General features: G+C 73.4%; 12 protein-coding genes and 1 pseudogene. 3 read left to right on the top strand and 10 right to left on the bottom strand.

The features are described 5' to 3' along the window. Positions 1 to 63 precede the first annotated feature (63 nt). Together DDQ41_RS05190 and DDQ41_RS05195 are read left to right on the top strand one after the other, a co-directional pair. Positions 64 to 366 (top strand): ArsR/SmtB family transcription factor, encoded by a 303-nt coding sequence (locus tag DDQ41_RS05190; RefSeq protein ID WP_109293413.1) that lies wholly within the window; start codon positions 64 to 66, stop codon positions 364 to 366. Continuing rightward, positions 363 to 755: a VOC family protein gene (locus DDQ41_RS05195; RefSeq protein ID WP_109293414.1), complete on the top strand. Its 393-nt coding sequence runs from the start codon at positions 363 to 365 to the stop codon at positions 753 to 755. The genes DDQ41_RS05190 and DDQ41_RS05195 overlap by 4 nt, the downstream gene beginning before the upstream one ends. Positions 756 to 814: 59 nt before the next feature. On the opposite strand, the gene DDQ41_RS05200 is transcribed toward DDQ41_RS05195, so the two are convergent. Further along, positions 815 to 1768, bottom strand: a complete 954-nt coding sequence (locus tag DDQ41_RS05200) for a PhzF family phenazine biosynthesis protein (protein WP_262508361.1) — start codon at positions 1766 to 1768, stop codon at positions 815 to 817. 94 nt (positions 1769 to 1862) lie between these two features. Between DDQ41_RS05200 and DDQ41_RS05205 the strand changes: the two genes are divergently transcribed. Further along, positions 1863 to 2771 (top strand): LysR family transcriptional regulator, encoded by a 909-nt coding sequence (locus tag DDQ41_RS05205; protein ID WP_109297549.1) that lies wholly within the window; start codon positions 1863 to 1865, stop codon positions 2769 to 2771. A gap of 591 nt (positions 2772 to 3362) precedes the next feature. Here DDQ41_RS05205 and DDQ41_RS05215 read toward each other — a convergent pair. The 9 genes and pseudogenes from DDQ41_RS05215 to ald form a co-directional block, all read right to left on the bottom strand. Next, positions 3363 to 4403, bottom strand: a complete 1041-nt coding sequence (locus DDQ41_RS05215; protein WP_109293415.1) for an ADP-ribosylglycohydrolase family protein — start codon at positions 4401 to 4403, stop codon at positions 3363 to 3365. Beyond that, positions 4400 to 5128 carry an NUDIX hydrolase gene (locus DDQ41_RS05220; RefSeq protein ID WP_109293416.1) on the bottom strand — a complete coding sequence of 243 codons (729 nt, stop codon included), beginning with the start codon at positions 5126 to 5128 and terminating at the stop codon, positions 4400 to 4402. The genes DDQ41_RS05215 and DDQ41_RS05220 overlap by 4 nt, the downstream gene beginning before the upstream one ends. 554 nt (positions 5129 to 5682) lie before the next feature. Continuing rightward, a pseudogene (locus DDQ41_RS05225) lies at positions 5683 to 6150 on the bottom strand (nicotinamide mononucleotide transporter); the annotation flags it as partial. 316 nt (positions 6151 to 6466) lie between these two features. Then, positions 6467 to 7549 (bottom strand): pseudouridine synthase, encoded by a 1083-nt coding sequence (locus DDQ41_RS05230; protein ID WP_109293417.1) that lies wholly within the window; start codon positions 7547 to 7549, stop codon positions 6467 to 6469. Beyond that, positions 7549 to 8184 (bottom strand): SMC-Scp complex subunit ScpB, encoded by a 636-nt coding sequence (gene scpB, locus DDQ41_RS05235; RefSeq protein WP_394342175.1) that lies wholly within the window; start codon positions 8182 to 8184, stop codon positions 7549 to 7551. Before scpB ends, DDQ41_RS05230 begins: the two co-directional genes overlap by 1 nt. A 254-nt stretch (positions 8185 to 8438) precedes the next feature. Next, the gene (locus DDQ41_RS05240) at positions 8439 to 9767 is read right to left on the bottom strand and encodes a segregation and condensation protein A (protein WP_394342176.1); all 1329 of its coding nucleotides are present in this window, start codon (positions 9765 to 9767) and stop codon (positions 8439 to 8441) included. Positions 9768 to 10123: 356 nt separating this feature from the next. Continuing rightward, the gene (locus DDQ41_RS05245) at positions 10124 to 10714 is read right to left on the bottom strand and encodes a hypothetical protein (protein ID WP_245991323.1); all 591 of its coding nucleotides are present in this window, start codon (positions 10712 to 10714) and stop codon (positions 10124 to 10126) included. After that, positions 10699 to 11862, bottom strand: coding sequence for a ParA family protein (locus DDQ41_RS05250; RefSeq protein ID WP_109293421.1), 1164 nt, complete (start codon positions 11860 to 11862; stop codon positions 10699 to 10701). Before DDQ41_RS05250 ends, DDQ41_RS05245 begins: the two co-directional genes overlap by 16 nt. A 387-nt stretch (positions 11863 to 12249) precedes the next feature. Further along, the gene (gene ald, locus DDQ41_RS05255; RefSeq protein WP_109297550.1) at positions 12250 to 13365 is read right to left on the bottom strand and encodes an alanine dehydrogenase; all 1116 of its coding nucleotides are present in this window, start codon (positions 13363 to 13365) and stop codon (positions 12250 to 12252) included. Positions 13366 to 13401: the final 36 nt, after the last annotated feature.

Genomic DNA, 13401 nt, shown 5'->3' on the forward strand with positions numbered 1-13401 from the left:
CGGGGCGGCCACCGGGCGCCGCCCGACTCGACAGGCAAGTGAGCACTTGCCTATTGTGGCGTCGTGGCCGACGACCTCTTCAAAGCCCTGGCCGACGCCACCCGCCGCACCATCCTCGACGAACTCGCGGAGAGGTCCGGGCAGACGCTGTTCGAGATCTGTGCGCGACTGAGCACACGGCACGGGCTCGGCATCTCGCGCCAGGCGGTCTCCCAGCACCTGACCGTGCTGGAGGCCGCCGGTCTGGTGGAGACCAGGCGGGAGGGCCGCTGCAAGTTCCACGACCTCAACACGGCTCCGTTGCGGCGGATCACCGAGCGATGGCCCACACCCCCCGTACCGAACCCGGAGGACGGCACCCGATGAAGATCCGTCTGACCAGCGTCCTCGTCGACGACCAGGCCGCGGCGCTGCACTTCTACACCGAGGTCCTCGGCTTCCTGAAGAAGCACGACGTCCCCCTCGGCGAGCAGGACCGGTGGCTGACGGTCGTCTCTCCCGAAGAGCCCGGCGGCACCGAACTCCTCCTGGAGCCCGCCCGCCACCCCGCCGCCAGGACCTACCGCGACGCACTCGCCGAGGACGGCATCCCGCTCGCCCAGTTCGCCGTCGACGACGTGGCGGCGGAGTACGAGCGCCTGAGCGCCCTCGGCGTCCGGTTCACCCAGAAGCCCCTGGAGACGGGCCCGGTCACCACCGCCGTCCTCGACGACACCTGCGGCAACCTCATCCAGATCGCCTCGCGGCCGCGGTAGGCGGCCGGCCGCGAACGGCGCCCTCCCGGACCGTCCGCCGCTCCACCGCGCCGGTTCCCTCAGGCCCCCCGACCACCGGTGCCGGTGCCGGTGCCCACGTCCGCATCCACGTCCACGTCCACGTCCAGGTCCACGTCCGCATCCGCATCCGCATCGGCGATCGCCACCGCCTGCCCGCTCACCCGCACACGCGGTTCGGCGGTGGAGGCTTCCACCCGAAGCACGCTGGGCCGGCCGAGGTCCTCCCCCTGGCGGATGGTGAAGGCGCCGGACGGCGGGAGGGCCCCGAGGGCGCGCAGATAGCCGCCGAGAGCCGCGGCCGCGGCACCGGTGGCCGGATCCTCGACGACACCGCCGACCGGAAAGGGGTCGCGGGCGTGGAAGAGCTCTCCGGCCTCACGCCAGACCAGCTGGAGCGTGGTCCAGCCGTGACGGTGCATCACCTCGGACAGGGCATCGAAGTCGTAGTCGAGGGCCGCGAGACGCTCGCGGGTGGCCGCGGCGAGGACCAGGTGCTCGTTTCCGCCGAAGGCGACGTGCGGGGGAAGTGCGGGGTCGAGGTCTTCCGGGGACCAGTGCAGGGCCGTGAGGGAGGCGTGCAGTTCCTGGTCGCTCGCCGGCCGCGAGCGGGTGGGGACGCTGGTGAGCGTCGCCGTCACGGAGCCGTCCGGCTCCGCCGATGTGTCCAGGGCGATCTCACCCACCGGCGTGTCGAAGGCGAGCGGGCCGGTGCCGATCCGCTCGGCCAGCGCCACCGCGGTGGCGACGGTCGCGTGGCCGCAGAAGGCGACCTCGGCCAGCGGGCTGAAGTAGCGCAGCCCGAACCGGCGCGCCGCAGGGTCGGCGGCCGTGACGAACGCCGTCTCCGAGTAACCGACCTCGGCTGCGGTGGCGCGCATGGCGGCATCGTCCAGTGCGGCCGCGTCGAGCACGACGCCGGCCGGGTTGCCACCGGCGGGGTCGGTGGTGAAGGCGGTGTAGCGAAGGGTCTCGGGGTGTGTCCTCGGGCTCATGCCCTTACCGTCACACCGTGCAGCCATTTCTACAAACGATGGAAAACGATCGAAGCCATCGATTTGTTCGATGGCGACGGCTATCGTCGGCAGCATGGACACACGACTGCTGCGCACCTTCGCCACGGTCGCCCGGACCGGGAACCTGACGGCCGCCGCGGAGCGCCTGCACCTCGTCCAGTCCACCGTCACCGCCCAGGTGAAGGCACTGGAGAAGGACCTCGACCTGCGCCTGTTCGACCGGCTGCCGCGCGGGGTGGTGCTGACCGGTGCCGGACGCGAGGTGCTGGCACAGGCCGAGGCCGTGCTGGAGGCGGAGTCCCGGTTGCGGACGGTTGCCGCCTCGGCCGGTGGCGCGGGCGACCGGGTGACCGGACGCGTGGTGCGCTCGGCCGGCGAGACGCTGGTGTCCGCGCGGCTGCCGGGGGTCATCACCGCGCTCCGGCGCAGCCACCCCGGGATCGAGGTGGACCTGCACACGATGGGCACCGCGACCGCCGTGGCCGCGCTCCGCGCCGGCGAGCTGGACCTCGCCCTGCTCCTGGAGGACGAGGCGGACTTCCGCGACATCGAGTGCACGCCGCTGGCCCACGAGCCGCTCGTGCTCGTCTGCTCCCCCGAGCACCCCGTCGCCCGCGGCGCCACCGACTCGCCCGCCCGCTGGGCAGAGCTGGCCCGCCAGGACTACTTCCTGTACGAGCAGGGCTGCTCGTACAGCGACCACTTCATCGGCCGGCTGCTCACCGCCGCCGAAGGCACGCAGCCCCGGATCACACGCTTCGGCAGCCTGGAGGCCGCCAGGTCCTGCGTCGCCGCGGGCCTCGGCCTCAGTCTGCTGGCCCGCGCCAATGTCGCGGACGCGCTCGAGACGGGCCGCCTGACGCAGGTGCCCGGGCCGCGGTTCCCCGACGTCACCGTCCAGCTGGCCCGCCACCAGCGGCGCTGGCTCTCCCCCGCGGCGGCCGCGCTCACCAGGGAGCTACCGCACCACTTCCCGCGCTGAACGCGGCCGCCCCGCGGACCGGGGAACGGGAGCGAGGACGTTCCCGTTCCCGTGCAGCCGCAGACACCCGCCCTCGGGCCGCACGGTGAGCCCGAACGCCCCGGCCGCCGGCGAGCCGAGGTCGGCGTAGTCGCGGTGCGCCCGCTCGATCTCCGCCCACAACGCGCGGGCCGGCGGACGCGGTGCGGCGGGCCCCGCCGGCACGGTCCGCGCCGCAGTCCGGCGGACGGGGTGTCTCAGCGGCCGCGCCGCTCGCCCTTGCGGACGACGTGGAGGCAGACGACCGCGCCGGCGGCCGACGGGGAGTGGATGTCACGCTTCACGAACGGACGGGGACGGTCCGCCGTTGCTGAGGCCGTAGTCAGGTCTCAGCATTCTCAGCATTCTCAACATTCCGGGTATTCGGGGTATTCGGGGTATTCCGGCCCGGAAGGTCCGTCACATCACCAGAGCGTGAGGGCTCCGGCTTGAGTACGGTCCCTCGTTCCCTGCTGCCGCCGGTGCGGCAGGACCACGCCGCCTGCCTGTGGCCTTACGCTGCTCCGCGGCCACGGGGGCGAGTTCGGCGAGGTGAAGGGCCGGTGTCATGGCTCAAGCATCCCAAAGGGCACCCAGGGTCAGCAGTTCGCTGCGGTACTCGATGCGCTCCTCCCACTCCTTGGGCCAGGCCCGGGCCCCGAGGTGGGCCCCGGCGAAGGCGCCCGCCAGGCAGGCGATCGAGTCGGAGTCCCCCCGGGTGCAGGCGGCGCGGCGCAGGGCGGTCAGCGGCTCCTCGGGGAACAGCAGGAAGCAGTGGAGCGCGGTGGCGAGGGCCTCCTCCGCGATCCAGCCGTCACCGGTGGCGAGGCAGGGGTCGGTCTCCGGGTCGGCGTCGCGCAGGGCGTCCGCCAGGCGTTCCAGCGCCGCGAGGCAGTCGTCCCAGCCGCGCTCGATGAAGTCCTCCGGCGTGCCGTCGTGGGCGTAGGTCCAGAGGTCGCCGAGCCAGCCGTGGTGGTAGCGGGAGCGGTTCTCGTACGCGTACGACCGCAGCCGCCCGACCAGTCCGGCCGGTTCCGTGCCGCGCGCCAGCAGGTACACGGCCCGTGCCGTGAGGTCGGAGGCGGCCAGCCCGGCCGGGTGGCCGTGGGTCAGCGCGGCCTGGAGCTGGGAGGCTCCGGCTCGCTGCCCGTCGCTGAGGCGGGGGACCAGCCCGACGGGCGCGGCGCGCATGTTCGCCCCGCAGCCCTTGGACGCGATCTGGCTGGCCTCCTGCCACGGCATGTCGCTGTCGAGTTTGCGGCAGGCGGCCAGGCAGGTGCGGCCGGGGGCGCGGTTGTTGTCGGGCGAGTGGTACCAGTCCACGAACTCCTCGCGCAGCGGTCGGACCAGCCGCAGCGGGGCGAGCAGTCCCCGGTCCGTGGCCGTGCGGATGGCGCGGGCCAGCGCGAGCGTCATCTGGGTGTCGTCGGTGACGAGGGCGGGCCTCGGCAGGTCCATCTCCCGCCAGGGGCCGTACGAGGCGAGGATCGACGGCACGTCCTTGAACTCGGTCGGGAGGCCGAGCGCGTCGCCGAGCGCCAGCCCGACGAGTGTGCCGGTGGCTGCCTGCTTGGTGGCGGTCCTCGCCGCCGCCAGGCCGGTCATGTCCTTCATGTCGGATGCCGTCCTTCCGGTCGCAGTAGCGGAGGGTGCAGGGCGTTCGCCGGCCCCGCGCGGTAGAGCGCGGCCGGCTTCCCCCGGCCGCCGGTCAGGCGCGCGCGTCCTTCGACGGCTTCCACGAAGCCCGGGGTGGTGAGGACCTTGCGCCGGAAGTTGGGGCGGTCGAGTTCGACGCCCCAGACGGTCTCGTACACCTGCCGCAGCTCGCCGAGGGTGAACTCGGCGGGGCAGAAGGCGGTGGCGAGTCCGGTGTACTCGAGTTTGGCGCCGACGCGTTCTCGGGCGTCGGCGAGGATGTGCTCGTGGTCGAAGGCGAGGAGTGCCCGGCTGCCGTGGGCCTCCCAGCGGGCGTGGGCGGCGTCGCCCCCGCCGCGCGGTTCGGGCAGGTCGGGCAGGAGGGCGGTGTAGGCGACCGACACGACCCGCATCCGGGGGTCGCGGCCGGGGTCGCTGTAGGTGCGCAGTTGCTCCAGGTGGAGGCCGGCGACGGTGGCCTCCGACAGGCCGGTCTCCTCGGCGAGTTCACGGCGGGCTGCCTGCTCGGCGGACTCCCGCGGGAGGATGAAGCCGCCGGGCAGCGCCCAGGCGCCCTTGTACGGTTCGGTCCCGCGTTCGATCAGCAGGACGTGCAGCCGGCCGGCGCGGATCGTGAAGACGGCGAGGTCCACGGTGACGGCGAAGGGCGGGAACGCCCTCGGGTCGTATCCCTCGACGCTCACCGGGACTCCCGCGCGGGTGCGTCCCCGCACCGGGCGGGGAGGGGGTCGACGAAGTGCCGTCCCACGGCGGGTGGTTCGTCCCCGGCGGTGAGGGCGGTGGCCTGCCGCTGGTGGTGCGGTCCGCCGGCGGTGACGAACCGCCGGCCGCCGCGGCTGGGTTCCCCGGCGAACCGGGCCGCCGTCCTGGGGCAGGGATGCCCGCCGTCGCGCAGGCCGTCGCCCTCGAAGGGCACTCCCTCGCGGCCGGTGAGCGGCCAGAGGCCGTCCCGGCCGGCCGCGGCGATCCGGGCGGGCTCCTCGCGCCGGCCGCCCCGGTAGCGCTCGCCGCCCGGGCAGCGCAAGGAGCCCGGGCAGCGCTCGTGCCGGACGGTGGTGGTGAAGGCGTCGGTGTCGCAGACCGGGACCGGGGAGCCGGTCCGGGCGGCGGCGTTCCCCGGTTCGGCCCGGCGGCGGGCGATCAGCGGGAGGTCGTCGCCGACGAAGCGGACGCCGGACCGGACCGCGCCCGGCTGTTCGGCCCGCAGGGGTGCGGGTTTCGGCCCGCCGTACTCCGTGCCGTACTCGGGTACGGCCGCGGTGCGCGAGGTCGGCGTGTCCCGGGACGGGACGTCCGAGTCGGTGGCCCGGTCCGGGAGCAGCGTCGGCCCCGCTGTCCCCACCACCCCCGCCGCGAGCAGCCACGTGCCCTCGGTGCGCGTGGTGCGGCGCACCGGGGGGACGCCGGAGCCTGGTCCACCCCCGTGGGTCCAGGTCCACCAGCCGTACCCGGCGAGGGTGGTGAGGACGACCTGCGGCCCCGCGTCGGCGTACGGGCCGGCCTGGGTGAGGAGCAGGACGAAGAGGACGCCGCCGGCGATACCGACGGGCCGGTCGGCGGTGTGCCGCCGGGCCGCGATCCGGACGCACCGGGCCCCGGCGCCCGAGTCGAGCACCTCGGTCCGGCCGGCCGGCGTGCCGGGCGGAGTGCCGGGCGGCGTGGACAGCGGCTGCCGCAACGGCGCGAGTACGTCCGCGAGGTTCACATCCACCCCCCCTTTAGAGTCACTATGACTATAAAGGCGCGAGGGGCGGTGCGGCAAGCACGAGGACGGAAGAACGACGACGGAAGAACGACGACGAAGAACGGTGACGAAGAACGGCGGAAGAGCAGGAGCGCGGCGGAAGGCGCGGACATCCGGTGCCCGGGGCAGTGGACGGGGCGCCCGGAGGATCAGGGCAGAGGGCACGCCGACCGGCGACCGGGGCGGAGGACGGGAGCCCGGCCGGCCCGGCGCTCACCGCCCGCGGGAGAGCGCCGGCAGGCGTTCGGACCGCTCCCCCGCCGCAGCACGGCAGGCGTCAGAGCCCGACTTCCTTCATCAGCATGCCGACCTCGGTGTTGCTCAGCCGGCGCAGCCAGCCGGACTTCTGGTCGCCGAGCGCGATCGGCCCGAACGCCGTCCGCACGAGCCTGTCGACCGGAAAACCCGCCTCGGCCAGCATGCGCCGGACGATGTGCTTGCGGCCCTCGTGCAGTACGACCTCGACAAGGTAGTTCTTGCCGGTCTGCTCCACGACCCGGAAGTGGTCGGCGCGGGCGTACCCGTCCTCCAGCTGGATGCCCTCCCTCAGGCGCTTGCCGACCTCGCGCGGGAGGGGGCCCTGGATCGCGGCGAGGTAGGTCTTCTGCACCCCGTACCTGGGGTGGGTCAGCCGGTGCGCCAGCTCGCCATGATTGGTGAGCAGGATGATGCCCTCGGTCTCGGTGTCGAGCCGGCCGACATGGAACAGCCGGGTCTCGCGGTTGGTGACGTAGTCCCCGAGGCACTGGCGGCCGTCCGGGTCCTCCATCGTGGAGACGACTCCGGCCGGCTTGTTGAGCGCGAAGAACTGGTACGACTGCGTGGCGACCGTCAGGCCGTCCACCTTGATCACGTCCTTGGCCGGGTCGACGCGCAGGCCCTGCTCGGTCACGATCTCGCCGTTGACCTCGACGCGTGCCTGGTCGACCAGTTCCTCGCAGGCCCGCCGTGAGCCGTAGCCGGCGCGTGCGAGGACCTTCTGCAACCGCTCGCCCTCCTGCTCGGCACCCGGAACCGCCCTGGGCGTACCCGTGCGGGGCTTGTTCGCGTGGCGCTCGCGGTTGCGCTCCTCGGCACGGGCCTCGTACTCGCGGGAGCGGGCGGGAGCGGTACGCCCGCCGCCGCGCTGCGGGGACTGCTTCGGGCCTCCCTTGGCCCCGCCCCGGGCGGTCGCGCCGCGGCCCTTCTTCGGGCCGTCGGGCGCCGAGCCCCCCGCGTCGTAGCGGCGCTCCTCGGGACGGGGCTTGCCCGCGCGCTTCTGCCTGTCGTCGCGCTGCCCCCCGCTCCTCGACCGGGCGGCGCCCCCACCGGCACCCCGGTAGTCGCCGCGTCCGCTGCTGTTCCTGCCGCTGCTTCGCATCAAAGTTCCGTCGTCGTCGTGTCGTCTGCGTCTGTATCCGGTACATCCGGCGCGTCCAGCACACCCGGTGCATCCGGTGCATCCGGTGCGTCTGGTCCATCCGGTACGTCCGGATCGAACGACGGAACACCCTCCTGGGTCTCTGCCTCGATCGCCTCCGCCTCGGGGAGGAACGGCGCGAGTTCGGGGAGTTCGTCCAGACCGCGCAGGCCCATCCGCTCCAGGAAGTAGTTCGTCGTCCCGTACAGGATCGCACCTGTCTCGGGTTCCGTGCCCACCTCCTCGACCAGACCGCGCTGGAGCAGGGTGCGCATCACGCCGTCGCAGTTCACTCCGCGCACGGCCGAGACCCGGGAGCGGCTGACGGGCTGGCGGTACGCGACCACGGCGAGCGTCTCCAGGGCGGCCTGGGTGAGCCGGGCCTGCTGGCCGTCGAGGACGAACCGCTCCACGGCGGCGGCGTGCTCGGGACGCGTGTAGTAGCGCCAGCCTCCGGCGACGAGCCGCAGCTCGAAGCCGCGGCCCTGGACCGTGTACTCGTCCGCGAGCCGGCGCAGGGCGTCGGCGACGGCACGGCGGGGCTGCTCGAGGACCTTGGCGAGGTGCTCCTCGGTGACCGGTTCGTCGACAACCATCAGAACCGCCTCGAGCGCGGGCTCGAGGGCGGGCTCGAGCGCGGACCGCGCCCCGGCGGCGTCCCCGGCCCCGGAAGCCCCGGCCCCGGGCTCGTGCGGTACCCCGGAGGCGTCCTCCGGCACGGAGCCGTCCCCGGCACCGGGCGCGGCTGCGGTACGGGTCCCGGGCGCGGCGGCCTGACCGGGCGCGTCCTGAGCACCGGCCACCGCTGCGGTACGGGTCCCGGGCACCGCGGCCTCCGCGAGGTCGTCGCTCACGCCTTGTCCTCCATGCTCTCGGGAATCCGGTCGAACTCGTCGGTGACGTGTGCCTCGGCCTCACCGCCGGTCCAGGTGACCACGAGTTCCCCCAGGGCGTCCTCCTGGTCCAGGAGCACCGCCTTCTCACGATAGAGCTCCAGCAGGGCCAGGAACCGGGCGACCACGGTGAGGGTGTCCGCCACGCCGTGGGTCAGTTCCCGGAAGCTCGCCCTGCCGCGCTCGCGCAGCATGGCCACGACGACCTCGGCCTGCTCTCGCACGCTCACCAGCGGCGCATGGATGTGGTCGACGTACACCTGCGGCTTGGGCTTGGGCTGCATCGCCTTGACCGCGAGCCTCGCGAAGCCCTCCGCGCCGATGCCGATGACGACGTCGGGAAGCAGTTCGGCGTGGTGGTCCTCCAGGCCGACGGTGCGGGGGTGGCGCCGGGCCTCCTCGTCGAGCCTGCCGCTGAAGACCTCCGCGACCTGCTTGTACGCGCGGTACTGGAGCAGCCGGGCGAACAGCAGGTCCCGCGCCTCCAGCAGCGCGAGGTCCGCCTCGTCCTCCACCTCGGCGGCCGGCAGCAGCCGGGCGGCCTTCAGGTCCAGCAGGGTCGCCGCGACGACGAGGAACCCGGTGGTCTGGTCGAGGTCCCAGTCGGGCCCCATGGCGCGGATATGGGCCATGAACTCGTCGGTGACCTCGGACAGCGCCACCTCGGTGACATCGAGCTTGTGCTTCGAGATGAGCTGCAGCAGCAGGTCGAACGGCCCCTCGAAGTTCGCCAGCCGAACCGTGAACCGCCCCTCGCCGGCCGGCTCCGCGGCCTCCGCCGCCGACGCCTCCGCCGCGGGGGCCGCTCGGGGAACCGGCCCCGGGGCCTGTGCCTCGCCGCCGGGAGCGGCCGCGGGCCGCCGGACTCCGCTCAACGGGGCCGCCGCGGGGGGTCCGGCCACCGAGGGCGCGGGGGCGTCGCTACCGGAGGCCCCCCACCCGGGCGGCCCGGATGCCTCCGCCGTGCCCTCGGGCGCTCCCGCGGTACCCCCGGTCCCTGCCTGGGTGTCCTGGGCTACCGGCCTCGCCGCGCTGTCCTGCGGTACCAGCCCTGCCCGGGAGTCCTGCGGTACCGGCCCCGGAACGGCGTCTTCCCCGGACGCCGCCGGCGCGTCCGCGGGCCGCGCGACCTGGCCGGGGAACGGACCCCGCGCGGCAACCGGATCGGGAACCGGTGCCGGAGCGACGCCCGGGTCAGGGTCCGCAGCCGGAACCGGAACGGCGACCGGACCAGGGACCGCAGCCGGGACCGGGACCGGTGCCACCTCCCCGGTGAGGGGTGCCACCTCCCCGGTGGGGGCGGCAGCGGGGCCGTCGGTCTCCGGGGCGGACTGCCGCTCCCGGCCGTGCCCCGCGGCCGGCCGGCTGCCGGCAGCCGTCTCCGCACGGGCGTCGCCCTGGCCGGGGGAGCCGCCGGGTGCCCCGGCCGCGGCGTCCCGCGGCACCGGCTCGGGAGCGGCGTCCTCGCCGGACGCCGGGGGAGCCTCGCGGGCGGCTGCCGGAGCCGCCGGCGGCTCGGGTGCCACCCCCGGGCCGCGGCCCAGGGTGCGGCGGGGCGGGCGGGCCGGAGGGCGGGTGGCGTGGTCGTTCGGCGGCATCGTGGTCCAGGGAGCGGAAGGAGCGTCGCGCGCAGGCTATCCGGTCAGCGGCCGCGCAGACGGCGCACCAGGATGCTCGCGTCGCCCCGGGACTCCAGGTCGGCGAGGACGACCGCCACCGCCTCGCGGACGATGCGCCCGCGGTCCACGGCCAGTCCGTGCTCGCCGCGCAGCACCAGCCGCGCATGCTCGAGGTCCATCAGTTCCTCGGCCGAGACATAGACCGTGATCTTCTCGTCGTGCCGTTCCCGGCCGCTGGGCCTGCGGCCCGACGCGCGTCCCCGGCGGCGCGGGGCGGCGGCCTCCTGCGGTCTGCGGCTCTTCGGCGCGGCCTGCGCAGCGGGGGTCGGCTGGTCGCCGTCGGCGCCTCGGCTCCGCGGCACGGACGCCTCCGTGTCGCCGGCCGGGGAGTGCTCCTCGGAGGCCGCCGGGGCTCCTGGTCCGGAGGCCGCGGGCGGGCTCTGCGGCGCGGCCTGAGGCGAGTCCGCCGGGTCGCTCTCACCGGCGGGGGCCGGAACCCGCGCCTCGACGTTCACCCCCGCCGGACCCCGCCTCGGGGACGAGGACTGCAACCCCGTGCCGCCGGTGGTACGGAACAGTTCGTCGGCTCCGGGCAGACTCACTCGGCGTGACACCGGGCGAGCACCTCCCTGGCGAGCTGGCGGTAGGCGGCGGCACCGACGGAGTTGGACGCGTACGTCGTGATGGGCTCGCCGGCGACCGTCGTCTCCGGGAAGCGCACCGTGCGGCCGATGACGGTGTGGTAGACGTGGTCGTCGAACGCCTCGACCACGCGCGCCAGCACCTCGCGGCTGTGCACCGTGCGCGAGTCGTACATCGTGGCGAGGATCCCGTCGAGCTCCAGGTCCGGGTTGAGCCGCTCCTGGACCTTCTCGATGGTCTCGGTGAGCAGGGCGACGCCGCGCAGTGCGAAGAACTCGCACTCCAGCGGGACGATGACCTTGTGGGCCGCCGTCAGGGCGTTCACCGTCAGCAGGCCGAGCGACGGCTGGCAGTCGATCACGATGTAGTCGTAGTCCGGCAGCAGCGGCTTCAGGGCGCGCTGCAGCGTCGACTCGCGCGCGACCTCGCTCACGAGCTGGACCTCGGCCGCCGAGAGGTCGATGTTGCTCGGCAGCAGGTCCATGTTGGGCACGGCGGTCTTCAGCAGGACCTCGTCCGCGGACATGCCCCGCTCCATGAGCAGGTTGTAGACGGTGAGGTCGAGTTCCATCGGGTTCACGCCGAGGCCGACCGACAGGGCCCCCTGCGGGTCGAAGTCGACGAGCAGCACCCGGCGGCCGTACTCGGCGAGCGCGGCGCCCAGATTGATGGTCGACGTCGTCTTGCCGACGCCGCCCTTCTGGTTGCACATTGCGATGATCTTCGCGGGGCCGTGGTCGGTGAGCGGGCCGGGGATCGGGAAGTACGGCAGCGGGCGCCCGGTCGGGCCGATGCGCTCGCGGCGCTGGCGGGCCGCGTCGGGGGCGAGTGTGGCCGCGTACTCCGGATCGGGCTCGTACTCGGCGTCGGGGTCGTAGAAGTGCCCCTCGGGCACCTCGTCGTAGTCGGCGAAGTGGGTGGACTCTCGGCCACTCCCGTTGCCGGCCATGGCGTTCACGTGTTGGCCGTCCGTCATCTTCATCGTGTGGACTGTCGTCGTCATGTGCTGGTGCGTCGCGAAGGTACGGACAGCGACGGAGCCGACAGCTTCGGGCCCGGACGAGGGCGCCCGGCCCGGTGCCGGGGGTACCTCCACGCCCAGGGGGCGCGCCGTGAGCATTCCTGGCTGTCCGCCCCCGGGAGAAAATGTCGACTCATTCACAAGTCGTCTTACCTCCTTGGACGTGACCAGGCAACTTATCGATAGGTCAGCGTGGCACCATGCCGACGGTTGGCGACTCTATGGCGTGTCACCGGTCCGCAGCAACACAATCCGCCGGACCCGGCCCGATGTGTCGGCAACCGAACACCCCGCTGTCAAGGGTGCACAGCAGCCGTTCCGCGCTTTTCACGGAGGTGCGAATCGGTTGAAGGGTTACGTTCAAGGCGAGTTGAACGTACGGGCCGCGTCGGCCGGACACGCTTCCGGCCGGACCTCGCTCCCCAAGGTCCGGCCGGATAAGTGATGTTGACTACCCCGGTTGACAGAGCGGTCGGCTGCCGGGCGTCAGCCGAGCAGCGTGTTCAGCTCGACGCCGGCCAGGCCGTGCGCCTCGGCGACCTCCTGGTAGACGACCTGGCCCTCATGGACGTTGAGGCCCTTGGCCAGCGCGGGGTCACGGCGGAGCGCCTCGACCCAGCCGTTGCCGGCCAGCGACACGACGTACGGGAGCGTGGCGTTGGTGAGGGCGTTGGTGGAGGTGTTCGGCACGGCGCCGGGCATGTTGGCGACGCAGTAGAAGACCGACTCGTGGACGCGGAAGGTCGGCTCGGCGTGCGTGGTCGGACGGGAGTCCTCGAAGCAGCCGCCCTGGTCGATCGCGATGTCGACAAGGACACTTCCCGGCTTCATCCGGGAGACGAGTTCGTTGGTGACCAGCTTCGGGGCCTTGGCGCCGGGGATGAGTACCGCACCGATGACGAGGTCGGCGTCGAGGACGGCCTTCTCCAGCTCGAAGGAGTTGGACATGACGGCCTTTACCTTGGTGCCGAAGATCCTGTCGGCCTCACGCAGCTTGTTGATGTCGCGGTCCAGCAGCGTCACCTCGAAGCCCATGCCCACGGCGATCTGCGTGGCGTTCCAGCCGGAGACCCCGCCGCCGATGACGACCGCCTTGGCCGGGGTCACTCCCGGGACGCCGCCCGGCAGGACGCCGCGGCCGCCGGCCGGGCGCATCAGGTGGTAGGCGCCGACCTGCGGCGCCAGCCGGCCCGCGACCTCGGACATCGGGGCGAGGAGCGGCAGGGAGCGGTTGGGGAGCTCGACCGTCTCGTAGGCGATGGCGGTGGTACCGGACTCGATCAGCGCGTCCGTGCACTCCCTGGACGCGGCGAGGTGGAGATAGGTGAAGAGCACCTGGTCCTTGCGCATGCGGTGGTACTCCTCCGCAACGGGCTCCTTGACCTTCAGCACCATGTCGGCGGTGGCCCACACCTCGTCGGCGGTGGGCAGGATCCGCCCGCCCGCGGCGACGAACTCCTCGTCCGTGATCGACGAGCCGACACCGGCGTTCGCCTCGACGAACACCCGGTGGCCGTTGCGCACCAGCTCCTGCACGCCGGCGGGGGTGATGGCCACCCGGAACTCGTTGTTCTTGACCTCGCGGGGGATACCGACCTTCACGTCGATCACGGTCCTTGGCTCAGGGGGATTCTGGTG

This window comes from Streptomyces spongiicola, assembly GCF_003122365.1.
Classification (GTDB): Bacteria; Actinomycetota; Actinomycetes; order Streptomycetales; family Streptomycetaceae; genus Streptomyces; species Streptomyces spongiicola.